Origin of the sequence: Paenibacillus polysaccharolyticus (assembly GCF_900102085.1) — a bacterium.
Lineage (GTDB): Bacteria > Bacillota > Bacilli > Paenibacillales > Paenibacillaceae > Paenibacillus > Paenibacillus polysaccharolyticus.
In genome coordinates this window covers 100,669-127,316 of the sequence record NZ_FMVM01000020.1, presented here as the reverse complement: position 1 = coordinate 127,316, position 26,648 = coordinate 100,669, and the positions used below count along the sequence as shown (strand labels likewise).

Annotated in this window: 17 protein-coding genes; 13 read left to right on the top strand and 4 right to left on the bottom strand. The window is 43.1% G+C overall.

The window, feature by feature from the left end:
* Positions 1 to 110 precede the first annotated feature (110 nt).
* Positions 111 to 1,400: an MFS transporter gene (locus BLQ13_RS24310; protein ID WP_167375832.1), complete on the bottom strand. Its 1,290-nt coding sequence runs from the start codon at positions 1,398 to 1,400 to the stop codon at positions 111 to 113.
* A 345-nt stretch (positions 1,401 to 1,745) separates the two neighbouring features.
* Between BLQ13_RS24310 and trpS the strand changes: the two genes are divergently transcribed.
* Positions 1,746 to 2,729 carry a tryptophan--tRNA ligase gene (trpS, locus tag BLQ13_RS24305; protein WP_090924277.1) on the top strand — a complete coding sequence of 328 codons (984 nt, stop codon included), beginning with the start codon at positions 1,746 to 1,748 and terminating at the stop codon, positions 2,727 to 2,729.
* A gap of 243 nt (positions 2,730 to 2,972) precedes the next feature.
* On the opposite strand, the gene BLQ13_RS24300 is transcribed toward trpS, so the two are convergent.
* On the bottom strand, positions 2,973 to 3,554 hold the full coding sequence (locus BLQ13_RS24300) for a hypothetical protein (protein ID WP_090924276.1): 582 nt from the start codon (positions 3,552 to 3,554) through the stop codon (positions 2,973 to 2,975).
* A 271-nt stretch (positions 3,555 to 3,825) separates the two neighbouring features.
* The gene (locus BLQ13_RS24295; protein ID WP_090924275.1) at positions 3,826 to 4,074 is read right to left on the bottom strand and encodes a hypothetical protein; all 249 of its coding nucleotides are present in this window, start codon (positions 4,072 to 4,074) and stop codon (positions 3,826 to 3,828) included.
* A gap of 521 nt (positions 4,075 to 4,595) precedes the next feature.
* On the opposite strand from BLQ13_RS24295, the gene BLQ13_RS28955 reads away from it, so the two are divergent.
* The 10 genes from BLQ13_RS28955 to BLQ13_RS24240 all read left to right on the top strand — a co-directional run bounded on the left by BLQ13_RS28955 (position 4,596) and on the right by BLQ13_RS24240 (position 20,667).
* Positions 4,596 to 6,980 (top strand): cache domain-containing sensor histidine kinase, encoded by a 2,385-nt coding sequence (locus BLQ13_RS28955; RefSeq protein WP_244159443.1) that lies wholly within the window; start codon positions 4,596 to 4,598, stop codon positions 6,978 to 6,980.
* Positions 6,968 to 8,587, top strand: a complete 1,620-nt coding sequence (locus BLQ13_RS24280) for a response regulator transcription factor (protein WP_090924274.1) — start codon at positions 6,968 to 6,970, stop codon at positions 8,585 to 8,587. Before BLQ13_RS28955 ends, BLQ13_RS24280 begins: the two co-directional genes overlap by 13 nt.
* Positions 8,588 to 8,814: 227 nt before the next feature.
* On the top strand, positions 8,815 to 10,131 hold the full coding sequence (locus tag BLQ13_RS24275; protein ID WP_090924273.1) for an extracellular solute-binding protein: 1,317 nt from the start codon (positions 8,815 to 8,817) through the stop codon (positions 10,129 to 10,131).
* A 357-nt stretch (positions 10,132 to 10,488) separates the two neighbouring features.
* Positions 10,489 to 11,358 (top strand): carbohydrate ABC transporter permease, encoded by an 870-nt coding sequence (locus tag BLQ13_RS24270; protein WP_090924272.1) that lies wholly within the window; start codon positions 10,489 to 10,491, stop codon positions 11,356 to 11,358.
* A 15-nt stretch (positions 11,359 to 11,373) separates the two neighbouring features.
* A complete protein-coding gene (locus tag BLQ13_RS24265) occupies positions 11,374 to 12,255 on the top strand; it encodes a carbohydrate ABC transporter permease (protein WP_208606825.1) in 882 nt (293 codons plus the stop codon).
* 172 nt (positions 12,256 to 12,427) lie between these two features.
* Entirely contained in the window at positions 12,428 to 13,045 is a 618-nt protein-coding gene (locus tag BLQ13_RS24260) for a polysaccharide deacetylase family protein (RefSeq protein WP_090924271.1), read from the top strand.
* A 168-nt stretch (positions 13,046 to 13,213) separates the two neighbouring features.
* A complete protein-coding gene (locus BLQ13_RS24255) occupies positions 13,214 to 16,030 on the top strand; it encodes an AAA domain-containing protein (RefSeq protein ID WP_090924270.1) in 2,817 nt (938 codons plus the stop codon).
* Positions 16,031 to 16,145: 115 nt separating this feature from the next.
* On the top strand, positions 16,146 to 17,399 hold the full coding sequence (locus BLQ13_RS24250; protein ID WP_090924269.1) for a mechanosensitive ion channel family protein: 1,254 nt from the start codon (positions 16,146 to 16,148) through the stop codon (positions 17,397 to 17,399).
* Positions 17,400 to 17,741: 342 nt separating this feature from the next.
* On the top strand, positions 17,742 to 19,694 hold the full coding sequence (locus tag BLQ13_RS24245; protein WP_167375831.1) for a helix-turn-helix domain-containing protein: 1,953 nt from the start codon (positions 17,742 to 17,744) through the stop codon (positions 19,692 to 19,694).
* A 121-nt stretch (positions 19,695 to 19,815) separates the two neighbouring features.
* Positions 19,816 to 20,667: an aldo/keto reductase gene (locus BLQ13_RS24240; protein ID WP_090924267.1), complete on the top strand. Its 852-nt coding sequence runs from the start codon at positions 19,816 to 19,818 to the stop codon at positions 20,665 to 20,667.
* Between the two features lie 194 nt (positions 20,668 to 20,861).
* On the opposite strand, the gene BLQ13_RS24235 is transcribed toward BLQ13_RS24240, so the two are convergent.
* Positions 20,862 to 24,035 carry an alpha-mannosidase gene (locus BLQ13_RS24235; RefSeq protein WP_090924266.1) on the bottom strand — a complete coding sequence of 1,058 codons (3,174 nt, stop codon included), beginning with the start codon at positions 24,033 to 24,035 and terminating at the stop codon, positions 20,862 to 20,864.
* A gap of 373 nt (positions 24,036 to 24,408) precedes the next feature.
* Between BLQ13_RS24235 and BLQ13_RS24230 the strand changes: the two genes are divergently transcribed.
* Together BLQ13_RS24230 and BLQ13_RS24225 are read left to right on the top strand one after the other, a co-directional pair.
* Positions 24,409 to 25,341 carry an AraC family transcriptional regulator gene (locus BLQ13_RS24230; protein WP_090924265.1) on the top strand — a complete coding sequence of 311 codons (933 nt, stop codon included), beginning with the start codon at positions 24,409 to 24,411 and terminating at the stop codon, positions 25,339 to 25,341.
* 260 nt (positions 25,342 to 25,601) lie between these two features.
* Positions 25,602 to 26,639, top strand: coding sequence for a fibronectin type III domain-containing protein (locus BLQ13_RS24225; RefSeq protein WP_090924264.1), 1,038 nt, complete (start codon positions 25,602 to 25,604; stop codon positions 26,637 to 26,639).
* Positions 26,640 to 26,648: the final 9 nt, after the last annotated feature.

Genomic DNA, 26,648 nt, shown 5'->3' with positions numbered 1-26,648 from the left:
TTGAATATTTTCATTCTTCGTTAATGGAGTGATATATTATTGTTATGTGAACTCTTGTCATGTTTGATCAACATTTAGTTTTCTAAAAACGTTATTTTTCACCTAATAACTTAATCAGTGAATTGTAATTTTCTTATGTTTGAAAAAGTATAAAACACTAAAAAAACTAATAGAGTTATGTAACCACAAAATTGCATCAGTATTGTCGACCCCAAGTGATCAACAACTATGCCAGCAGTAAAGCCAGCAATGGGAACAGAAACTCCCTCAAGCATTGTATTTAGACTAAATACTCGACCGAGTTGATTATGAGGTACAACGGCCTGCCAATAAGTGTATATACTTCTGTTATTAATTTGAGAGGAGAACATCAATATTCCAAACGATATTCCTACAAGAAATATATTATGTGTCCAACCAACTAGGACCATGGAGATGCCCATTATAAGAGTACTGAAAAGTATTAAATAACCAGTACTTATTTTTCTCATAAAATACGGAAGCAACATACCTGCTATAAATGCTCCTATCCCATCTGCTGTAAATACATATGCAATTTGGTGAGTGCTATATTGCAATGTATCTTTTAGATGAAAGATTAGCATTGCAAACATAGCGACATATCCAACATTCAAAAAGAAATTAAGGATTGTAATTTCAAAGATGGATCTATTCTTGAAAATTATCAAAAATCCTTCTGCAGTATCTCTCCAAAATTTTCTTTTATTCTCTTTATCCTGTAACTCATTTTCTTTGGAATCATTATTCTTTATTTCGCTACCGTTACTTGAAGTAGTAATAAAATTACAAAGAGTGAATATAATTAGAAATGTGAGAGCATCAAGCCATAAAGTATTAATTGGATCAAAAGCAGCAAGCACCAAACCAGCCAATAGAGGACCAAAAGTTTTACTTATTGATCTACTTATTGAAAATTTCCCGGAGGCCGAAGGTAATAAAGATTTCTCTACTATTAACGGAATCAAAGAATTAATAGCTGTTCTATAGAGGAAGTTAAGAGCTATTAATATGAATCCAACAACTAATATTGGGTAAATGCTTTTTACTCCTAAATAATGAAGAATAGGTATTGTTGAAACAATAATAGTTTGTAGTACCGATGTTACCTGAATTATTTTCTTGGGGTTTCCTCTATCGACCAGTGTCCCAGCTATCAAACCAGATAAGATTAGTCCTGCTTGTTCAACAGCAAAAGATATTCCCATCATCACAGAGGAACCTGTTAAGTAAAGAACGTATAGAGGGATTGCTAGTTGATAAATATAGTCACCAATCCTAGATAATAAGTCCCCTATAAGTAGATAATAATAGGAGGCCGTGATTTTTTTTCTTTTTGTAAAATACTTCAAATTTTCTGCCTTATTATTACTATTAATCAATATTATACACCTCTATATATTTTATTTAAGTTAATGGAATTAATTTCATTTTGATAAAATATACACCTTTAGTTACATATAAATGAATAGGTTTTTAGACCTAATTAATAATTCGTATACACGCAATTTATATGAATTCTGTCTAATTTTATTTTTATCACACCATACACTAATTTTCAGTGTTAGTTATCTATATAGTTATAGAAAAAGTATAATATAATAGCTTATAAGACATAATTGACCAGTTACTCTTCAATATGATAGATTTAAATCACCTATTTTATGAAAATTAATTTTTCATGTTTGATGTGTTTGAATGTATTAAAGTAAAAATGGGGGAAGAAGATGAAACGGATTCTGTCAGGTATTAAACCAAGTGGTGAATTGAATATAGGTGGTTATGGAGGGGCACTACATCAATTTGTAAGTATGCAACATGATTACGAGTGTTTTTTCTTTGTTCCTGATCTTCATGCTGTAACCGTCGCACAGGATCCAAAAGAATTATATCAACGTTCTATGGATGTTGCTGCTTACTACATAGCTGCTGGAATCGATCCTAGAAAAGCTACTATATTTATTCAATCACAGGTACCAGCTCATGCTGAATTAGGATGGATCATGGAGACTCAAGTTTATTTTGGTGAACTTAGAAGAATGACCCAGTTTAAGGAGAAATCTGATGGGAAAGATTCAGTCAGTTCAGCACTACTTACTTATCCAGCTTTAATGGCTGCGGATATCCTTCTATATCAAGCTACCCATGTTCCTGTCGGCGATGATCAAAAACAGCATCTTGAGATGACCAGAGATTTAGCAGATAGAATTAACCATAAATTCGGTAAAATTTTAACTATTCCAGAACCTGTAATTCAAAAAAGTGGATCTCGTATAATGGGTCTGGACGATCCAGCGATTAAAATGAGTAAAAGTAATCCTAATACTAATAGTTATGTGCTCCTCAATGACACTCCAGATGTAATTCGGAGAAAGTTTTCTAGAGCTGTAACTGATTCCGAAATGAGTGTAAGATATGATTGGGGAACTAAACCTGCGGTCAGCAATCTAATTGAGATATATTCAGTTTTTTCCGGGGAAACGATTGAGACTGTTGAAAAACGTTTTGAAGGACAGGGGTATGGAACTTTTAAAAATGAATTAGCAGAAATAGTAATTGAAAAATTAGTTCCAATTCAGGAAAGATACAAAGAAATAATTGCTTCTCAAGAACTAGTCGATATTTTGAAAGATGGTGCAGTAAAAGCGGCGGGAATTGCTAATGAAACTATTAAAAAGCTTAAGAATGCTATGGGATTTGTCACCTTTTAATCTTAATAATATTAATTGTTAGATACTCGGGTGACATCAAAACTGTGACTACACCCGTAGAAGCTTATGTGTCGTTATCTTCGGACAGGGGTTCGACTCCCCTCGCCTCCATTAGTAGTATCAGTGAGATCGCCTTTAAGGCGGTCTTTTATTCTTTCAGAAGGAATGGTTTCTCTGACGAAAAAAATGACTCCTGATAAATACAGAAGCCATCTAAGTCACTTGATGAAATTTTGCGTTAATTTATTCTACACCGTAAATATCAGCGAGTTCAAAGTATTGAGTTGTTGCTTGAGAAACGTTACCTGCTTGCATATATTCTACAAGATTATCGAACGAGTTCCAATCATAGGAGTTTACGTTGGTTTTAATTGAATTCATGCCACGTATGATACTTTCCAAGTCCTCTACAGACATCACACCGCCTTCATCGAGATAGATTTTTGCGTAGCGTAAAACAAATCTGCCATATTTCTGTTCGGATTCACTTAGCTCAGCTACTCCAGGCCGATCAGGCTCGCTCATATCTTGATCCCCATCCAAGGCTATGTATGCTTCTCTCAGTTCATTGATCTGTTTGGTCCTCATCAACTCCGTAACCTCATCAAAGCGATCTCTGTATTCTCCTTCATAGGTTATCAATGTTCCATGATTTAATTGAGAAAGTAACTGTGCCTGTTCATCACTCATGGTTCCGTACTGATCATATTCTGATAAGTAATGCTCAATGTTCGATTTCTCTTGTTCGAGATATGTATTGTTACCACAAGCTACTAAAATCACTGACATTCCAATACATGCCCATAATAGTTTCAAACGCTTCATATAGACTCTCCTTTTGTTTTTAAGATCTGTTAGTCGTTATCTCTTCATGAACTTGAAAAAAATACCCTCCTCCATATTGAGATATGAGGAAAATAAACCGATTTTTATTAACTGTGGCTTCCGTGTTTTGAGCATTGTTAACGGGCATGATCAGTTTTGAATAGAGTTCATCCTGTTCACTTTTTAATAATGTGGGTATAGAATAGTTTATTTGGATTGTTATCAGGTTCGATAAAGTTTTTTGCCAATCACGATCATAATCTGGGTATATTTATATACCAACTGTATCTATCTTGTTCGTATCCTTCTGTAATTCTCCTATAATAGCTGCTGTGTTCCATTCAAGATCGCATTTGAAAATATCAAAATCTTGATTAACCGAATTTATCTTCACCTGGTCAATAGGATAATCTAAGCCAATCTCCTTTGCCGCAGCATTGAAACGTTGAGCAAATTTCTTCAGGAGTTTGATCAAAAACGGTTTGATCTGCAAATCTTGGCGTAGTGTTACAGATCCCATATACTCCTGCACAAAAAATGACTATAAAAACTCCCATAAGTAAAAATCTTCTCATTGCTTTCCATCTTTTTTCTTTACTGAGTATGCTCCTAAGGTTAGGCATGTTATTGAAGCGATTAGTCCGATTAAAAAACAGAGTATGTACATGATTATAAGTTCCCTTTCAAGTCAACCTGTGAGAGGAGATGGTTTGCTTTTCAATTGTGATATGAGTCATTCCTTTATTCATTTATTTCCTCTAGTATACTATGCTTTGATCTAAACTACTTCCAATTTTTCAATACCATTTAACTCTCCCCACATCACTAGCAAAAAAACGATAAAAATGGTTGAGCCTCATCTATACACAGGCATATAATATACAATTGTATAAAATCCGATAGGATGGTTGATATCTCAATAATTGATGATGCTTGATGTTGTCGGATTAGAACTAAAGGAGGGTCAAAGTGAACGAAAATACCGAGATAGGAGCGAAAGTAGAAGCTGAAAAAGATGTAAGAGTCACTTTCAATGAGCACCTGAGATTTCGTATCAAAACATTTATCCTACGCAAGCCCAAAACACTTGCCTTTAAAATTCCCTTTGCGTACTTTGTTATTATTCTGCTAACAGTAGCGTTTAGTGCGCTGGTGTTGAACCGTATTTCGGAGAACGATGCACAGCAGAAGATTAACGAAGCGTCTCTGCAGACGATTACGTCGATCCAGACTAACGTGAATCTGATGATCGAGAATGTGAACAATTATTCGAAAATGATTTTCTCCGATCCGAACCTGCAGAACCTGCTAAGGCAAGGCAATGTATATTCTAATTTGCAGATGCAATCCAAGGTTAGTTCCTATTTGACCAACCTTATGCAAGCGGTTCCAATTATTGATTCGGTCTACATTTACGACAACTCGGGACACCGTTTTTCGGTGGGTACGCAGCAGTGGCCGGCTTTTCTCGAAGCGAATGTGAAGGATGCACCGTGGTATGAGCAAGCTCTGGATTACAAAGGGCGTTACCTGCTCAGGCTGAATGGCGGTGAAGGCAACGAAAAGGAAGCCGGAGTCGGAGCGGTGGCAGAGAACATGAACAACACTGTATACACACAGGCAGATGTAAAAGAAAATAAACGTCAAAACGCTCCTAATCATGAATTTGCTAGCCAAGTGACAAGCAAGAACTCAAACAATAATGATCAAGGCAATGAGCAACTCAATAGAGAAATCCATGAAAACGAAAACACTAGCAACAAGGACAGCGAAAATATCAATAATACAACCCATAGTCATTATGTCGGCAGGCCCCCGGCCAACGGTAGAAGTTTAGAAATGGAGACGGAGAAGGACACGGGACAGGGGAAGGAAACAGAGCAGGGGAAAGAAAAAGAAAAACAAAAAGAGAAAGAGAAAGAGAAAGAGAAACAAAAAGAGAAAGTGGTCTCTTTTATTCGTCTAATGCGTGACCTGGATGATACTTCTCCACTCGGCTTTCTGGTCATGAACATCAAAGAGAAGTCCATTGCGCAGGCTTACGCCAACCTGCCGGCATCTGATTCATTTCAGGTAGCCATTCTGGACGAGCATCTCCAGATTATCGCATCGAATGCCACTACCAATACGGCAACAAGTACCATGACAAATGCTGTAAAGGATGCTGCTTCTACAGCTTCTTCAACATCTCTGGCATACACAATCTCATCAAAATCTACCGCACATACCGCAACTCCAACAGCTATAGCATCCGAAGAGGCAAATCCATCTGATGCATCCTCGTCCACGGCTCAGAAACAAGCAAGTATGCAAGAGATTCTAAAGACGAATCAAGCGAAGTTAAAACAGGCGTTTCAGGAACAGCCTTCAGGCGTTCTGACTCTACATTCCGGTGGGCAGGATTACGCAGTGACCTATCGCTCAGCAGGTGAAGATCAGTGGAAATACATCAGCATGAGTCCGTATCGTGCAACAGATACCCGCAATACATCTCTGGTTCTGCTTGCTTTCATGCTGCTGGCGGTGAATGGGTCTGTTTTTTTTATCAGTTCTTTTATTATCTCTCGCAGCGTCATCAAGCCGATTCATAAGTTACTCCGATCCATGCAAAAAGCACCCAGTGGCAACTTCCGCAAAGTTAAAGTGGAGCTGAACAGTTACGAATTCGAACAGCTGTACAGTGGCTACAATCAGATGATTGAGCAGATCGAGCAGATGCTGAGTCGAATTATTCAGGAGCAGCAGACGATCCGCCGAGCGGAGCTAAACACGCTCCAGGCACAGATCAAACCGCATTTTCTGTACAACACACTCGACTCCATTACTTCTCTGGCGATGTCCGGTATGAACGACAAAGTGTGCGAGATGCTGGAGGCACTCGGAAGTTATTATCGGCTGAGTGTGAGCAAAGGCAATGAGGTCATCACATTACGCGAAGAGGTTGAGATTGTACGTCACTATCTAACCATCCAGCAGGTGCGTTATCCGGGTGTGTTTGAGGTGCGGTACGATATCGACCCAGACTGTGAGCAGGTGATGATTCCCAAGCTCGTGCTCCAACCCCTGGTGGAAAATTCACTCTATCATGGCATTCGCGCCAAAGGTAGCTCAGGCATTATACGTATTCAGGCTCGTCAATCGGAAAATGGCGTTACTCTAACACTTACGGACGACGGTGCGGGTATGTCCGAGGAACAAGTGCAGCAGATTCAGCGCACAGAAAAGCACAACTTCATCCGATCTGTGCATGATCAGTCAGAGTCTAACTCCAATGTGAATGCCAGCTTTGGTCTGTGGGGAACGATGGAGCGGCTGCGTATATTTTATGATCGTGAAGATGTGTTGAATCTGAAGAGTGTGCCTGAAAAAGGAACCACTATAACCATTACGATCCCGAAGGGAGACGTTGGATCATGGAACCATTAAAAGTACTGCTCGTGGATGACGAGTATCTCATCCGAAATCTACTACGCATGCGCATCGATTGGCAGGAACAAGGCATGCAGATCGTTGGCGAAGCCTGTGATGCGGCAGAAGCCTTAGAGCAGGTGGAGTTGCTACACCCGGACATTGTATTTACGGATATTTATATGCCCAAGATGGACGGCATTGAGCTGAGCGGTCTCATTTTGAAACGTTACCCGAACATCAAAATTGTAGTGGTGACGGGGCATGATGAATTCGAATATGCACGTCAGAGTGTGAAGCTGGGCATATCCGATTTTATTTTGAAACCGATTCGTTCTACTGAATTATTACAGGTTACCGCCAAGCTGCGAGAGGCTATCGAGCAGGAGAGAGGAAGGGAATATGAGCTGACCAAGCTGCGGAAGGAGATGAAGCGCAGTCTGCCGTACCTCAAGGAACGTTTTGTGAATCAGTGGCTACAAGGGATGTTGAATGAGGAAGAGGTGCGGGAACAGTTGCATTTCTACGGCATTCCAATCGCTGCGGACCACCCGCAGTCTCGAGTAGCCATCATCGAGATACAGGCCGCGTCACCTTCACAAGCAGAGACTTCTACAGAGGAAGTTCAGATCTTGATGCGTATGGATGGTTTGAAGCACGTACAGGCCTATTACCAGCAAGATATATACAAAATCATTGTCATGGACACACACAATCGTATTGTCATCCTTGCGACCCACCCTGATGCCAAGCCAACCGAGCAGGCCGAGCAGCTTCTGGGGGAACTGCGATGTCTGCTTAAAGTTGACGGTTCCGAGGCAGACGTAACGATCGGGATTGGACAGCTGTACTCCGGGTGGGAGAGTGTCTGTATCGCTTACCGTGAAGCATGTCGTGCTCTGGATTACCAGACGTTTGTGGGGAAAAACCAGGTCATCTTCTTTGAGGATCTCGTGATCGCAGGTGCTAAACAAAGCCAGCCGTATCGCTCGGATAAAGGGCTTCTAGAGCAGTTACAATTCTGCATTAGCGTTGGTGCGGAAGAGGAGGCGGTGTCTTTACTAAGACAGATCCTTGCTGCCCCATTCTTCAATACAGCACAATTCCGCATGGCGGCTATGGATGTAATTACCGAATGCCAGCGTGTGGTCATGGAGCAGCAACTTGAGGATGAGCAGGTATTCAACCAGGAAGCTGTTGCCGTGATACTGATGTCAGAGCATTTACCTGATCTGAGAAGGATGCTGGAGCAACATGTCCGGGCCATATCGGGTGTAATTAAAGCTAAACGCCAAGCTAAGGAAGTCAATTTAATCGATCAGGTCAAGGCGTACTTGGAAGAGCAGATGAGCAATGCAGAGGTAGGGCTGTCGAGTACAGCCGCAGCTTTTTATGTTAGTCCAGGCCACTTGGGACGTTTGATGAAAAAAGAAACCGGGCAGACGTTTGTTGAATATTTAACGCAGCTTCGCATGAAAAAGGCCGAATCATTGCTGAAGCAGACCGATTTGAAAGGGTATGAGATCGGGGAGCAGGTAGGCATCCCGGACCCTCAATATTTCAGCGTGTTATTCAAAAAACAGTTCGGCCGCTCCATGAACGAATACCGGAACGTCCGAAATTAACCCTGTATATTTTAAAATGGTCGCGCTTTCAATAATGTTCGAATATTACAAGTCGATGCCTGTTTTCTAAATGGAGCACAGTGCGAACCAATACTAAAATATGGGTATAGTCAGATCGAATTTTACACAAAGCGACGATCGAAAGGTTATTCTGCCTTCGGAGTCTATGTGTAAATATCTAAGTTCTACTATGGATAGAACCACAAAAAGATCAGGGAGGTCATATGATGAAAGCGCTATCAAAGAAATCTTTAAGTCTATTTCTGGCTGTGGGACTTGCGGGAAGTCTGGCGGCATGTTCGTCCGATTCATCCGGCGGAGCGCAGGGGGATAGCAATGGCAAGATCAAGCTGACGCTGTGGGATCAATCGGTTGGTACAACTGACCCGTCGGCCAAACTGCTACCTGAGATTGTGGAGAAATGGAACAGCGAGCATCCCGACATCCAGGTTGAACGTACTGGCACAACAGGCGAACAATATAAAACGAAAGTAAAAACATCCATTGCAGCTGGTGAGTCACCGGACCTGTTCTACGGAATGGGCGGGGGGAGCTTCATGCAGCCCTATATTAAATCCGGTAATGTACTGGAGATTACAAGTTATCTGACGGACGATATCAAGGAACGTATGGGTCCCGGGATGGCAGAAGCGATCAATATGGATGGCAAAATCTATACGCTCCCTGTGTACACACACATCGCCAACCTTTACGTGAATACGGAACTATTCGAGCAGGCAGGTGCCAAAATCCCGACTACATATACCGAGCTGCTGGATGCGGTCACCAAACTAAAAGCGGCAGGAATTACCCCGGCAGTGATTGGTGAGAAAGACCGCTGGCCGGGCATGTACTGGTATGACATGATCGCAATGCGCCAAGCGGGGAATGCAGCGGTGATCGAGGCATTCAAGGATCCGTCAAAGTGGGATTCACCGGACTTTGTCGCGGCCGCTACCAAGATGCAGCAGCTGGCACAGGCTGGAGCATTCAATAGCAGTATGTTCAGTATGAGTTATGACGAGATGCTTGGTGCGTTTAATGCGGGTAAAGGAGCAATGATGTTCCAAGCCAACTGGGTGAATGCAGGTATTGAAGACCCGTCTGCCTCGGCAGTCAAAGGCAAAGTGAAGGTGATTCCGTTCCCGGTATTTGAGGATGGCAAAGGCACCAGCACTGAAATCTTCGGCGGAGCCGTCGACGGTTTCTATATCAGCCAGACGACCAAACATCCGAAGGAAGCTACGGAATTCCTCATGTATCTGAGCGAGCAACTAGGCACACAAGGTTTCCTGGCGGGAGCGGGACTGCCAAGCTGGAAAACCGATTCACTCGACACCTCCAACTTGTCTTCTCTCGATCTGTCTGCGGCGGATATTATGAAAACGGCTACCTCGTTTATCGCCTGGTGGGATAACATTCTGCCAGCCGAGTCTGCGGAAGCACACAAAAATCTGATCGCGCAGCTGCTGGCTGGTGACGTGACGCCAGAGGAGTTCTGCAAACAGATGGCGCAGCTGAAACCAACGGAGCTAAGTCTGTAGGCTAAACAGGCAAGCAAGTATAGGCTTATGTTGCATGCGCACTCTTTCGAAGTTTGAAAGCATATACACTTCTAAACTAATTCTCTCTGCCACCTTCTATATAAATTGAACTATTCCTTTACACTTGAACGGAGAGTACAGAAAAAAACTGGAAAGCGAAGCGTTCGCCTTTATCACCGGATTTTCCCTTTAGAAAAGGGAGTCGAAAAAATCTGGGGATAACAGCGATTGTAAGGTTATTCTGTCATCGGAGTGGATTGTGTAAAATCATTGGTTCAACTTATATAACCATCAAAATAATGCCCAAACGAGGCGTGATCCGGGATTTCCGGTCACGCCTTTGAGAGGAGAAGAGTCATGAACTCTGTATTTTCCAATAAAGGTACGATTGCCGTTTTTGTATTACCTACACTGATTCTGTTCTGCGGCATTGTGCTGATTCCGATCTTTGTCTCCAGTTATTACAGTCTGCTTGATTGGAATGGCGTGGGGAAAGGCGCGTTTATCGGTCTGGACAACTATGTGGAGATGTTCAAGGATACCCGAGTGATTAACTCGATCAAAAATTCCCTGCTATTTGCAGGTGCCTCTGTATTCATTCAGTTGCCAATCTCACTGGTGCTGGCATTGATTCTGGCCTCTAACATAAAAGGCGAGGGCTTTTACCGAACCGTATATTTTATTCCAGTACTGATCTCCACGGTCGTCATCGCCCAGTTATGGTCGAAAATTTATAATGCCGATTACGGTCTGCTCAACGTGATGCTGCAAAACATTGGTCTATCCAGCTGGGCGCAGGATTGGCTGGGTCAGAAGGAGACGGCTCTGACGGCCTCCTTCATTCCAACGCTCTGGCAGTACATGGGATATCATATGTTGCTGATGTATGCTGGGGCAAAATCCGTTTCCCAGGATGTCTTAGAGGCGGCACGAATCGATGGTGCTTCCCGGATGCGTGTGGCATGGTCCATTATGATCCCGCTGATGAAGCCGATTCTGAAGGTGTGTCTTGTATTTTCGGTAATTGGGGCGTTTAAGGTGTTTGACCTGATCTATGTGCTGACAGGCGGCGGGCCATTTTACAGTACAGAGGTGCCGAGCACGCTGATGTACGCTACGATTTTTGACACGTTCCGGTACGGATACGGCAGTGCCATTTCTGTTTTTATCATCGTGGAGTGTCTGGTGTGTACCATCTTTATTAATTCGTTGTTCAAGACAGAGTAGAGGGAGGGAAGACGTATGAGTACGGTTAACAATATCATGTTGCAAAAAAAGTCCCAGCCTCGGCGCTCCCTCACCGGAGCTATCGGCAAAGTGTTAATGCAGGCGTTTCTGATCCTGATCGCCGTCATTCAGATCTATCCACTGATCTGGCTGGCCCTGTTTTCCCTGAAGGATAACAGTGAAATTTTCAGCGGTGACGTGGCAGGGCTACCCAAAGCCTTTCTGTGGAGTAACTATACCAAGGCGCTGTCTGATGGGCATGTCCTGAACTATTTTATGAATAGCGTGCTGGTCACGGCGGTCTCCATTATTCTGGTGCTGATTCTGTCCTCGATGACGGGATACGCGATTACAAGAATGAACTGGAAGCTCAGTGGGCTGACGATGACGTTGATTCTGCTCGGGATGATGGTGCCGATTCATGCGGCGCTCCTGCCGTTATTTATTATTTTGAAAAACCTGAGTCTGCTCAACAGTTACTGGGCCTTGATCATTCCTTATGTAGCCTTCGGCATTCCGATGGCGGTCTTCATCCTGGGCAGCTTTTTCAAAGGCATCCCGAGAGAGATGGAGGAGTCTGCCGTTATCGACGGATGCGGGATTTACCGCACGTTTTTCTCCATTATTTTGCCTCTCGTAACTCCGGCGATCTCCACGGTAGCGATATTTACATTTTTATCGTGCTGGAATGAGCTGATGTTTGCGGTCACGTTTATTAACAATACGGCGTATCAAACGCTGACGGTGGGCATGATGTCCATGGTTGGAACGTACATTACGCAGTGGGGCATCATTGGCGCGGGTCTAATGATTACGACCGTACCGACGGTTGTGATCTATCTGCTCCTGAACAAACAGGTGCAGAAGAGTATGATTGCTGGTGCGATTAAAGGTTAGCTTTTGCTAGTGTCAAAAAATCTGGGGATAACAGCGATTGGAGGGTTGTTCTGTCATTGGAGTGCTTGTGTAAACATATCAAGTTCAACTTATATGGACTAGACCCCAGCTTCCAGCCGTGGAATAATAAGGGGGAGTTGAACTGAGCAGTCAGAGAGGGGAATGTGGTTACATGATGGCGCAGTTAGTTGAGCAGGTATCTGTACAGGAAAAGGTTGTAGCTTTTACGTTTGATGATGGCCCGCATCCGGTGTATACCCATCAAGTGCTGGACATTTTCCGCTGTGCAGGCGGGCATGCAACGTTTTTCATGATCGGCAAGGAGATGGAGGCATACCCGGACATTGCGGCACAGGTGCATCGTGAAGGCCATGAGATTGCCAATCATACATACACTCATCCGAACCTGACCGAGCTTAAGCTGGATGAGGCCGGGGAAGAATTGCGGCAAGCAGAACGCCTTGTTCAAGAAGTCACGGGCAATGCTGCCCGCAGCTTCCGTCCGCCTTATTTTGGCGTGAATGAGGATATTCTGGCTCTGGCTGCTGAGCGTGGCTACCGGACGATTGGTGCGGTGAACGGTGGTGCACAGGATTGGGACAATCCCGGGGTTGAACACATTTTGGACCATACTCGTTCCGTGGTAAAACCCGGCAGTGTATTGATCTTCCATGACGGATACGGGGAACGTTCCCAGACCGTAGAGGCGGTGCGTTTGCTGGTGGAAGAACTGACGGCGGAGGGATATCGCATGGTCACGGTGAGTGAATTGTTAAGAATGGCCGAGTGACATGCTGCTGTAAGCTGTAAAACAAATTGTCATAAAATAGAGCAGACCCATCATTTTATAGATTGATGGGTCTTTTTGTTAGAGAGTATTTTGAAAAAGGAATATAAGGTTGATTTGTAGAAATTTTAGATATAACTTTAGAACAACATAGAATGTAGTGAGGATATTATGAATCAGGAAAAAATCATGATTATCATTAAAGGTAAAGAAGAGACAGAGCAGGTTGCAGATTTTGAGGTAGGTCCTTCTGTAGTAAGAATAACGTTTAAAACTTCAGATAAAATTTATACATATAAAATTCAAGACGTACTCATTTTACAAGAGCCAGATGTAGTGCAGGTGGAGAACGATTCTATAATCTATCACGACAGTATTCCGTTCAATAATGTTAAACAAGTCTTGGATTTTGGTATTAAAATTCGAGTGGTATTTGAAAATGGAAGTATGCGTACCTATGACAAAGATCGAATTCGGCTGGAGCAGAGTGTTTCAGGTCGGCCGGAAGCCAAAGCTGTTTTAGAATACTGGCGTGAAATATCGAAATACGTAAAAAATAAAAGCGAGGATGAAGAAGAGGAGCAAGAAAATGAGAATCACAAGGATAAAGAGTCATTCCTGTCCAAAGAATTCGCCAAAATGAATTATGTTGATCCGAATAGTGTTTTAGGACAGATTATTCAAAAAAATCCGATTAAGCAGGAGAGCAGATTTACGAATAATCCTATTTTTCCATTCAATTTTAATCTAAGTCAGAAGACGGCTCTTGATCATGCTTTAACAAGCAACATTAGCATTATTGAGGGTCCACCGGGTACAGGAAAAACACAAACGATCTTAAATATCATCGCTAATTTGGCAATAATGCAAGACAAAAAAGTGGCAGTGGTATCCGGTAATAATGCAGCGGTTCTAAACGTGCAGGAGAAGCTGGAACGTAAAGGATATCAATTTTTTGTAGCTAGTCTGGGGAATCAAGAGAATAAAAGGAAATTTTTTGCGAATTTGCCGAAGTTGGACATGAGCGATTGGGAGACGGATATCTCGGAGGTCGCTTGTATGGATAGGATTAAAGAGCTTGATGATCAGATACAGCGTTTGATGGAACGTGATAGAGAAAAAGCACAGTGCAAGCAGAAGCTTTCAGCGTATCTACTTGAACAGGAGCATTTTGAAAATTATTTTGCTCGACAAGATGTCTCTCTTATGGAGAAGCTGTCATTCTACAAACAAACACCTAATAAAATTTTGGAGTTTATGAAGGACAGTTTTTTGGCCGCAGAGATTAAGAAAAGCTACAAGTTGTTTTATCCATTTAAGTTATTTTTCAAGCACGGTTTTACAGATTTTAAAAGGTTGAGAAAACAAGGTATTGAGGTCATATTAAATTATCAAAGGCAATTTTATGTTCTGAGGATAGCAGAGCTTTCAAGCCAAATTCAGAAGATCGAGGAAGAACTGGAATCGCACCATTATCAGAACCTGCTGGATGAACATCAGCATTGCTCAGAGACTCTCTTTAGACTTAAATTACATAAGAAATATCATCATAGAGCTGTCATCCAGTGTGACGAAAAATCGTATACTCGATTAGACATTTTTAGAGAGTTTATTGAGTGTTACCCGGTTGTACTCAGTACGACACATTCATTGAGAAACTGTGTACCACCTAACTATATGTTTGATTATTGTATTATAGATGAGTCTTCCCAAGTGGATTTACTATCCGGAGCCCTTGCTTTGTCCTGTTGTAAACATGCCATCATTGTAGGAGATACAAAGCAGTTGCCACATATCGTTGATTTTAAAATTAAAGAGAAGCTCAAAAAAGATCCATATCTTAACATGGATAAAGCATATGATTATTTTGATCATAATGTATTATCATCCCTGCTGGCCTTATATGGAGATGAGATTCCGAGCGTTATGCTCAGAGAACATTATCGTTGTCATCCCGCAATTATCGAATTTTGTAACAGGAAATATTACGATGGGGATTTGATTACGTATACAGATACCCAAATGTCTGATTCTCCGCTGCTGATTTATAGGACAGTATTGGGAAATCATATGAGAGAGTTGACGCACGGAAAGAAGGGGAAGTTTAATTCAAGAGAACTTGAAGTTATTGAGCAGGAAGTTCTTCAGGGTATGTCAGAAATTGATAGTGTTTACCCGGATATTGGCTTCGCCACACCTTATCGCAAGCAATTGGAAAAGGCATTGGAGCATTTTACAGTGGATATTGAGAGTGACACCATTCACAAATACCAAGGTAGAGAAAAGAAGATCATGATTATGTCAACCGTTCTTGACCAGACAAAGTTGGGTAATATGGGGATGAATTTTGTTAATAATCCTAGTTTGATTAATGTTGCTGTATCACGTGCCCAACATCAATTTATTCTTGTGACTGATCACTCAGCATTTCGTAAATACGGTAATGAAGTGGGAGATCTTATGCGTTATATGGAATATAGTACGCTGGATGACAATGTTGTGGATAGTGAAATAGTATCCATTTTTGATCTATTATATAGGGAATATTCAGATAAGCTAAGAGATTTTCGAGATCGTGCTCGCTGGTATAACAATTCAAGACATAAAAGCGAAAATTTAATGGAGGCGCGACTGTCTCAAATACTGGAGAGGCCTGATTTTAAAGGATTCTCTTTATCAAGTCAGGTATACTTAATGAACCTTTTCACTGATCTTGATAGATTAAGCGAAGAGGAACGAAAGTTTGTTAAGAATCGTTCTTCTGTTGATTTCGTAATTCATTATAACCTTGATCAATCATTTGCAATGGCAATAGAGGTTGATGGATTTGAATTCCATGAGAATAATCCGGAGCAGATAAAAAGGGATAAGTTGAAAGAATCTATATTCAAAAAATTTGGGTATACTCTGAAAAGATTTAAGACAAATGAAAGTGGAGAAGAAGAGAAGATCATCACCTCTTTGAATGATCTTATGGATTCAAACTAAAGTTTTTTCTACTTTATCTGAATATGAGCTGGATAAACCATTTTCTGTCCTTTTGCCTCAACCTCTAATCTACTCTATAATAGTAGGCTAAACTAGACTGCGTCAGGAGGAAGTTATGGATTTTATCAAAAAACAGTTAACGGAACTCGGCATGACTGAGCCTTCCCTTGGATACTTTTCCAGTGTAATTATGATTATCTTTATTGCACTGATCTCGATGATTGCCAATTATATTGCCAAACGACTTGTACTTAAGGCCGTGCATCGGATTGTGAGCCATAACCGGTTCAAATGGGGGCATATCGTTGTCCAGAAAAAGCTGTTCCAGCGATTATCACACCTTGTACCGGCTATTATCATCTATTATACGGCTTACATTTTCCCGGGTTATCAGGCTTTGATTGAAAAAGCGGCCATGACCTACATGATTGTTATCATGATTACGGTGCTGAATGCATTGCTGAACGTGTTCGATGATATCTATCGTACCTATGAAGTGTCTAAAATCCGCCCGATCAAGAGTTATATTCAGGTGGCTAAAATAGTACTGTTTATCATTGGCGGTATCATTGTGATCTCCAGTCTGGTCGGACAGAATCCGTTAATCATCCTCAGTGGACTGGGGGCTTTATCAGCAGTATTGATGCTCATCTTCAAAGATTCCATTCTGGGTCTGGTCGCGGGTGTGCAACTGTCATCCAATGATATGGTGCGAGTAGGCGACTGGATTGAGATGCCGAAATATAATGCGGATGGCGACGTGATCGACATTACATTGAATACGGTGAAAGTCATGAACTTTGATAAGACGATTACCATGATTCCGAGTTATGCGCTGATCTCTGACTCATTCCGAAACTGGAGAGGCATGCAGGTTTCCGGCGGCAGACGGATTAAGCGGAGCATTTTTATCGATATTAGCAGTATCCGTTTTTGTGACGAAGAGATGGTGGCTGAATTCGAAAAAATCCACTATCTCACCGATTATGTCACGTCGAAATTAAAAGAAATCGAAGCGTACAACGTAGAGCATCAGGTAAATCGGGAAAGCAACGTAAATGGCAGACAACTCACTAACATCGGTGTATTCCGTGAGTATATTCATCAATATTTGCGACATCATCCGAAGATTAATAAGGATATGACGATGATTGTGAGACAGCTTGCTCCGGAGGATCGCGGATTACCTCTCGAAATTTATGCGTTCAGCAATGACACCAACTGGGCTGTGTATGAGAATGTGCAGGCAGATATCTTTGACCATATCTTTGCAGTTGCATCAACGTTCGGGCTGCGTGCCTTCCAGAATCCAACAGGGCATGACATTGTACAGCTCAAGGAAAATAAAGAATACGTGCGAGAATATTAATGGGGTATCCTATCCATCAAGCACTTTTTGGGAGTGACTCTCCAATTCTTGCATAGTTTCATGATGTAGCTATACAAATAGCTCCAGTGAGTAGCGCTAGTATAGTTACACTACGTAGTTCAGAAGATATTTAGAATAGCCATTAACCTCTCCGGTTGATGGCTTTTTGTCTGTGATATAATAGGGCATATTTTAAGCACATAGAATGAGGCGAGTATGGGAAGATGATGAGGAATGGTAACGTTTCTCCTGAAAATCGCTATTGCTTCAATATACAGGTAAAGAATAACTGACTTCATAGAATTCGAGATACAGTACACGTACAGATAGGGGGGGATGTTGATGGAGAGGATAATAGATTGGAATGCTTATATCGAGCAGTGGAGTCGAGCAACTGCACATTTACAGTCTATTCAGTCATATCATGTGAAGGGTAATCCAGCCCCTAATTTGTCCGAGCTCAAGCTTGAGGCAAGCACAGGTTTTTTCTTTATTCTTACGCGTGGAGAGATCGAGATCAGGATGTCCGATAAAATATATCGATGTCGCGCACCGTACATTTTCCACGGAGGAGCCGATAACAACATGAGTTTTGTAGTACCCAATGACAATCAGGAATGGGATGGTTATTTGGTTTTATATACAGCAGCAGCTGCATCGTCGGAGGATCAGGGGAACCTAGCTCTGTTTTACGGGTTTACACCAAACGCAATGCTGCCAATTCAGGAAAAATGTGAAGCGATGGGAGCTCTGTTGAAAAGCAGTGAGTCGTTAGAACGGCTGCAAGCCCAATCCATCTTTTTATCGATGGTGTACGGGGTTTTGAGCCAAAAACTGCAGACATTGGCGCAACCAGAGCATACTAAAATCAACATCGTGACCGACGCTATCAAATATATTAAAGCGAACTATATGGAGTCCATTACAGCGGAGAAACTGGCGGGCAGATATGATTGCAGCACGAGTTATTTATCGCGTTTATTCCGCAATCAGATTGGACTAGGGCCAATCGAATATCTGATTCATGAGCGTATTCACCGTGCCAAACAGCTGCTTCTGAAGTCGGATGCACGAATCCAGGACGTTGCCAGCAAGGTGGGTTATGCAGATGTATATTATTTCAGTCGATTGTTTAAAAAACACACTGGTCGTTCCCCACTTCAGTTCCGCGCAGAATATCAACAAGCAGCTCAGGTTCAGAATAATCCATTACATGGGTTGGAATCGTCCATTGTCTCCCCTCCTTTTGATTCCCATAATGAGAATGAGTCTTATTATCAATTGAGTGAGGAAGGGGATACATCCATGTTTCGATTTTCAAGGCCTGCTTTTGGAGCCATGATGGTATTATGTACATCGTTGATTCTTAGTGCATGTCAGGCAAGCAATTCCACAGGAGGGGCCGCGGCAGCTCAAGAGCCTGCAAGCCAAACAGCAACGGCGACCAAATCAAACAGTGCTGCTGCGGAAACGAGAGTTTATAAACACTTAAAAGGCGAAACAGCCATCCCTGTGCATCCACAGCGTGTTGTCAGTTTCTTTCATCTTGGCGAGCTGATCGCACTTGGCGTGAAACCGGTGGGCACAACGACATATGTTCTGGACAACCCGCATATTAGCGACAAAACAGGCATTACCGATATCGGCATACCGCCAGATGCGGAGAAGATTCTGTCCCTGCAACCAGACTTGATTGTAACAACACCTGCATTAGCCGAGATTGTGGAGGGTGGGTATGATGCACTGAGCAAGATTGCCCCGACCATTGTGATCGAGCAGAATAATGAACCCATCAAAGACATAGAGATGTTTGGGGATATTCTCGGTAAACAGGAAGAAGCAAAGCAGTGGAATGAGAAGTTTACAGCCAAAATCGCAGAATACAAAGCAAAAATCAGCCCTTATGTTCGTGCGGATGAAACGTTCTCTATACTAAACGTACGTCCAGATGCCCTTTTTGTATACGGAGATACCAATATGGGTGGCAATATTATTTATAAGTATCTTGGATTGAAGCCGGCAGCCAAGGTAGAGTCCGATGTCATTCATGGCGAAACGTGGGAGGTATCTAGCGAGGTGATTCCCGAGTTTATCGGTGACCGTCTGTTCCTGGCTGTGAATAAGGGGGCGGAGGACAAGCTCAAGGATGTACAGAAACTGGTCGATGCCTCACCAGCGGGGAAATCAGGCCATGTGTACTCTATTGATTTTGACCAGTTCCTTCCGAGTGACCCTATTGCGGTAGAGAAACAACTGGACATCATTACAGATCTAATTATAGGAGATGGCAAATAGAACGGGAGTTGCCTGAATTGATTCAAGCCGGCGTGAAGGGGTAGAATAACGAGAGAATGCTTTATATTTCCAGTGCTGTTCAGGAAAGATCATACCACCTTTTACAAAGGAGAGTTCTCGAATGAATCATATCCCGGAATACACGTTGAATGATGGCTTGAAAGTGCCTGCAATTGGATTTGGTACGTACAGTTTGAAAGGGGAAGCAGGGGTTCAGTCCATTGCGTCTGCGTTGGATGCAGGGTATCGCTTGATTGATACGGCTTATAACTATGAAAATGAAGCTACCGTTGGTAGAGCAATCAAACAAAGCTCCATTGCGAGAGAGGAACTGCTCATTACCTCCAAACTGCCGGGCAGATATCATGCCTATGACAAAGCGTTGGTCGCAATTCAGGAATCGCTGTACAGAGCCGATCTGGATTATTATGACCTATACTTGATCCACTGGCCTAATCCGAAGAAAGACATGTATGTGGAGGCGTGGCAAGCTTTAATCGAAGCGAGAAAACGCGGATATATCCGCTCCATCGGTGTCAGCAACTTCCTGCCTGAACACAATGAACGGCTGATTCAGGAGACGGGCGTCGCACCAAGTCTGAATCAGATCGAGCTACATCCGTTCTTCGATCAAGCGAAGCAACGGGAGCAGGATGCGAAGCATGGCATTGTGAACGAATCCTGGAGTCCCATCGGACGTGGGAACGATGCTTTACAGGACATTTTGAAGGACGAGAATATTGTTCCCATTGCAGAAACGCATGGCAAAACGCCTACACAGATTATATTGCGCTGGCATATTCAGCTTGGCTCTATTCCGATTCCTAAGGCAGGCTCCTTGCAGCATCAGCAGGAGAACATTAATATTTTTGATTTTGAGTTGAACAAAGAGGAGATGCAGGTCATCGCTACGTTTAATCGTCCGAATGGAAGGTTATGGAATCAAGACCCGAGCGAGTATGAGGAATTTTGAGAGACTACCGAGATTACTGAGCATTTGAAATAGAACGCATAGAAAAAGAGTGCCCTCGTCCATAAGGACAAGCGGCACTCTTTTACATATGGAACGATGTATCGGCTAGCATTTAACCAGATTCTCGGACTCGTCTATACGCGGACATCATTTGGGCTGTACCGCTTTATGACAAGCCTGCTCAGCCAGATGCCTTATACGCGCGGAATACGGAACGTCAGAATTTCATATGGCTTGATATCAAAAGCGATACGCGCGTTTTCCACAAGGCAATCTGCTTCGATGTTCTCCAGCAAATCACATGCGTACGCTGTGACGCCTGTTCCCTCAGGCAATTGCAGGGAGGCACGGCTGCGGCGGCCATGGGCTTCATAGACACGGATGACCATGTCATCATTGTCCTCGGCTTTTTTGATAACCTCCAGCACGACATTCTCCTGATCTACAGAAGCAAGCGACCATGTATCCGGCAATGTTCCGGTTTGTGAACCTATCTCCAGACCAACCAATGGACGGTTAAGATCATAAGCTGCCTGAATGACACGTCCCTCACGGAAATCACCCTGATGTGGATACAGGGAGTAGGTGAACACATGCTGCTCTTTGTCGGCATTCTCGTTCGGATAGGTTGCACTCTTGATCAGGGATAGACGCATCACCGAATTGTGAATGTCATATCCGTATTTACAGTCATTTAGCAGGGCAACGCCGTAGCCGCTCTCCGCCAGATCAGCCCACTTCTGACCACATACCTCAAAACGAGCCTGATCCCAGCTTGTATTGCGGTGTGTTGCGCGTTCTACGTTACCGTACTGGATCTCATAGACGGCTTTTTCACTCCAAATATCAAGTGGGAAGGCTGCTTTCAGCAACAAATGTTCTTGTTTCCAGTCTACGAAGGTACGGAAGTCGATCCGCCGTGTATGTGCGTAGAAAATGATAGTTTGCTCAACGACAGAGTCCAGGAATTGTCTTTTCACTTGAAGCACGGAACGTACCGGGCCGCTTTCTACCCATTCCATCGACTGCAGGTCATTGATCTCCCACATATGCTGTTCATAATAATCGTCAATGTTCCATGCCTCGTACTCCGCAGGACGATCCTCGAATACTTGCAGTACATTGCCACGCTCGCCGGATTGAAGCAGTTCACGCCCCTCCAGCTTGTCCCACACGGATACAAATTCAGCACTTTCATTCAGGCGAATATCATACCAAGGGGTCTCGATGGATTGCTGTTCGGATTGCCACTGGGCAACCGATACACCTGCACTGCCAAGATCAGCGGCGGCATCCGGCGTGATGCGGAACGTTTTGTATCCTGATGCAGGCACATTCTCGGCAAGGAACACCAATCCGCCTTCTGGTGTGTACTGACTTGGTACAGGATGATCTCCATCGTGTACGGTTACTTTTTTCGCAAAAGCGGGCAGTTCCACCACATCTGTCCTTGCAAAGCCGGTACTGTTAAAGACAACAATGGCTTCGCCGTCTGACGTAATCTGGCTTACAATGCCGTTCAAGGCGCTGCTCTTCAGTTCGTCCGTGACACGCAACACCTCTTCATATTGCTCCTGCGAATCGATGTATACCTGCTCAATGGAGCTGCCTGGCAAAATATCATGGAACTGGTTCAGCATCGTCAGCTTCCAAGCGTGTTCCAATGTGTCGGTTGGATAGACGGCTTGGGCATCCGCCTGACGTTGAATCATAGAGAACAGCTCGGCATCGGACAGTGCAAATTCGCTGTGACGGTTATACTTTTTATTACGTGCCATAGACGTGTACGTACCGCGGTGATATTCCAGATATAGCTCGCCCGACCAGCGCGGAACCGAACGTACGCCGTCTAAATTCTGCTCTAACTTTTCAAAAAATTCGCGCACAAATGTACGTTTCACCGTGGGTACGCCGGGGAGTCCTTTTTCAAGCCGTCTGCCGTGCTCTAGCATTTCCTCGGTTGGTCCACCGCCGCCGTCTCCGAATCCGAAGCATTGCAATACATCGGTGTTGATGGTTTTGTTCTGGTATCGTTGCCATGTGCCTTTCACTTGTGAAGCGTTAAAACGTCCGTTGTATGTGGTCTCGAAACGGTGCTTTCCGAATTCCGGGTGGGGAATGTAGTCTTTGGCCGTGATGAAATGTGTCAGAACCTCAGAACCGTCAATGCCTCTCCAATACATCGTATCGTTTGGAATCTGGTTGGTATCATTCCAGGCAATTTTGGTCGTCATAAAATAATCGATCCCGCTCTTGCGCATAATCTGCGGCATCGCTGCGCTATAACCGAATACATCGGGCAGCCAGAGCACACGGTTCTCTACGCCGAATTCTTCCTTGAAGAAACGTTTGCCATAGATAATCTGACGGATCATCGATTCACCCGAGATCAGGTTACAATCGGCCTCCAGCCACATCGAACCTTCTGCTTCCCAGCGGCCTTCGGCCACTTTTTCTTTGATTTTCTCATATAAAGACGGGAAGTCGGCTTTCAAATATGCATAGAGCTGAGGCTGGGAGGACATGAAGGTGTACTCCGGAAATTTATCCATCAGATAAAGCACACTCGCGAAGCTACGGATAACCTTCTCACGTGTCTGATCCAGCGTCCACAGCCATGCTACGTCAATATGAGTGTGACCAATGCAGTGAACGGTCGGGATATGATCACTGTCGGGGCGAGTTTCTCCATAGATATGGTTTTGCAGATACTCACCTGCTTTCAGTACGGATGCGTGAAAAGCTGTGCTGTTCTCTTGGCGTAAATCAAGCAGATTTACAGCTTCGTTCAGCTGTTCGATCAACTTCAGACGCTCCAGATCATCCTCGCGTAGCAGGTCTGCCGCATCCAGTGCAGCCTTCAGGTCATAATACAAATTCGAGACAGGCTCATGATGCTCGGCAATATATACGTTCAGGAAAACATCGGCTGCGGACGTGCTACAGTAGGCATACAGCGCCAGCTCAAACTCTTCCCCTTTGACAGCAGCAGGCGCCAGGTCAATTTCAGTATGATTTACATCCAGACCGCAGATGAGCTCTCCGTTCAGGAACGCCAGAAATTGTGGATTATCGTAGTTCCAAATATCTGTGGCACCGGTAACGATGGCGCAGACGACCTTTTTTCCTTCCAGCTGGTCGGGAATGCGAATGCGGGTTTTGAAGCAGCTGTGTACATCTTTGCCGCCCCAGCCATCACCTTTGCGGAACACGTTCCATGAAGAAGGGTCTTCATGCACGAGATCCCAGGTATGGTATCCGCTCTCTTTATGATAAAGCTCAGGTATATACGTTTTTGAAGTTAATCGCGCACTTTCCAAGTGTTTCACAATCGTATGGATTCGAGTAGACAAGGAATTCAATTTCATATGTGTTTCCCACCTTGGTATTTAGTAAGTACAGGCTGTAAGGGTTACTTCAACAACAATAGAAGCTTACTCGTTGAAAACGCTGACATTTTAACTTTATCATATCAAACGAAAAATGCTAGAAACTACGTAATGTATGCTGGAAATGCCGTTTTTTTATTGCATTTCATGCTAAAATAGACGTATGAATGATTAGGGCGTGTCTTGAAATCTACTGAAGTGCATCTTTTATCCCCTTTTCGCCCCCTGCTACGTCACTTCCCCTTGACGTGCCCCGGCACGCCTGCGGGAAACTTCCTTGCTTGGAACGAAAATTCGGCAAAATCTGCTTTCTTCAGCGTTTTCAGACACGCCCTAGGGAAGGAGCATGTCCATGACATCATCGGTTTTGACATATGAGAAGGGATATGCGATCCATGTGAACCAGCCAGGGGATTCGCTTTATTATTACCTGGATTACGACGAGCGTTCGCATGACCTCAATATGGAATTTCAGCATTTTCATGATTTTTATGAAATTTGCATTCTGCTGGATCGGACCGCTGCACATATTATTGAAGGCAGTTTATACGAGATGCAGCCCTATGATATTGTGTTGCTTCGGCCTGCTTTGCTTCATAAAACCCAATATCCAAAGGGTGTGCCACCCAAAAGGTTAATGATTAATTTTGCTATGCCTCGCAGTTTACCTGGACTTGAGAACGGTTACAGCGAGCTGTTTACGATATTTAATGCGCAGGTTCCCATTTTCCGCTTCTCGGAAGAACGGCGTAAGGAAATTCTTGCGCCTCTTAACGATATTTTTGCGATATCACAGCAGTTATCTCCTATTCAATCGGTAGCTATTCATCATAAGTTTGTCGAGTTTCTATGTGGTCTTCATCGCTATGCGGCGGAGAATAGTTATGTTCGCGAGGAAAAAGGATCATCCATGACTCAGCGGATGTATGCCATTGCTTCCTATATTCACAGTCACTATCAGCAGGAGATGTCGCTGGATGAGGTGTCCAGACGCTTTTATGTCAGTGCACATCATCTATCGCGCCAGTTCAACAAAGTCACAGGCTTCACGTTTACGGAATATGTGCAGATGACCCGAATTCGAAATGCCCAACAAATGTTACTACATTCGAGTGAGAAAATTACGGATATTGCTGCCCAATGTGGCTTCACCAGCTTTTCGCAGTTCAATCGCATTTTTAATAAGCAGAATGGAATGTCGCCAAGTGCGTATCGGCGTAGCAGACCAGCACAGGATGAACGTCAGATGGTACTTGTAGGAGGAGGGAAAAACGTAATAACCTAAGCGAGATGAAGAGAGGAATTGAATACAGAGTATCGTCTGAATTATGTGGAAGATTCGAATGAGGGGAAATTGATTAGCGTAAAAAAGGAAGAGTCAGCAAAGAGGTTATGATGCTGGCTCTTTGTTATGGAATGAAAAAGTTATACATAATCTTAGTTTTATTTCACACATCAAAATTTACAATATATTCCATCTTATGTTTGGACAAAGGAGGACATGAAGGATAGTATGATGTTTATAAAAAAAATGGAGGTTTCGTAATGTTAAAGAAATTAAAAGGTTTCATTGGTCTAACTGCGTTCATCCTGTTAGTCTCATCTTTTTTTGGATCGAGTGTAATGGCTGCAACAGTGGGTGAACCGTTATTAGCTGCTGAGCAAGGGTGGCACAGAATAGATGATAAGGATAGTAGAATTGTCTATAGTGGTAACCAGTGGACGACAACGACAGGACCTCAATTCTATGGGAATTCGTTGCATTATCTGCCGAATAATCCAACGAACTCTTCTCAAACTGTAAAATTCTCATTTTATGGTACACAGTTAAGAATCATTAGTACCCTTTATCAAGACTACACATCAAATCTATTAATCACCATCGACGGTGTTGATTATGCTCCCGTTTCTGTAACTGGACCATCAGTTCAAATCAATCAAGCTCTTGTGTTTGAAGTAGCTGACCTCGTTTCAAAAGAACATACTGTACAAATAAAATCTACGGATACTAAAAGGTGGGTTCTAGACGCCATTGATATTGATGATACCGGTTATTTAATCAATCCTAATCTTGCTTCTCCGATCTTAAAAGCAGAACCGGTTGTTTCTAAGATTGATCTCAGCTGGAATACCGTTAATGGGGCAACTTCATATAATGTTAAAAGATCCCTTTCGGCTGATGGGCCCTACGAAACAATTGCTACAGTAAATTCAACTAACTATTCAGATTCTAACGTTACAGAGGGAACTACATATTATTATAAAATAACGGCCGTAAATAGTGTTGGAGAAGGGGCATCTTCCAATGAGGTTTCTGCCTCCCTTTTAATCATTCGAGAAAGAGCACTATTAACAATCACGTTGAACACGGGATTAGAGAAGGAATTTGATCTATCTATGCCCCAAGTAAATGCTTTTATTAATTGGTATGAAACAAAAGCTTCGGGTAATGGCCCCGTAATGTTTGCAGTCGATAAAGGCAAAAATAATATCGGGCCGTTTAAGAGTAGAAAAGACTATATCATTTTCGATAGAATCCTTACGTTTGAGGTTAATGAATATGTACCGACTACCACAGAATAAATAACAATA